The sequence below is a fragment of the Sphingopyxis sp. KK2 genome (assembly GCF_001990265.1).
Lineage (GTDB): Bacteria > Pseudomonadota > Alphaproteobacteria > Sphingomonadales > Sphingomonadaceae > Sphingopyxis.
Genome location: NZ_LYVN01000314.1, coordinates 1 through 321, shown reverse-complemented (window position 1 = coordinate 321; position 321 = coordinate 1). Strand labels below are relative to the sequence as shown.

Below are 321 nucleotides of genomic sequence, written 5' to 3'. Positions count from 1 at the left end.
GGCGCGATAGTGGGTGTCGGGTCGGACTCGTTGCCGGCTTCGTCGGTCTGGGTGACCACGAGTTCTTCGCCGTTGGTTTGCGCCGGAATGGTGACGCTGTAGCTGCCGTCGGGCTGGACCGTGCCGGAGCCGAGGACGGTCTCGCCATCGGGGGCGTAGACGGTGATCGTCGCGCCAGGCTCGCCGGTACCGGTGACGATCGTGCCGGTGGCATCATCGACGTCTGCGGTCGGTGCGTCGGGCGCGGTGAGGTCGGGCGCGATGGCGGGCGTCGGATCGGACTCGTTGCCCGCTTCATCGGTCTGCGTGACGACCAGCTCC

At 69.2% G+C, this 321-nt stretch carries 1 protein-coding gene; it reads right to left on the bottom strand.

Features of this window, described 5'->3' with window-relative positions; genetic code table 11:
• Window positions 1-321, bottom strand: a 321-nt coding sequence (locus tag B1A78_RS21985) for an Ig-like domain-containing protein (protein ID WP_218668029.1), incomplete at both ends; no start/stop codon positions are given.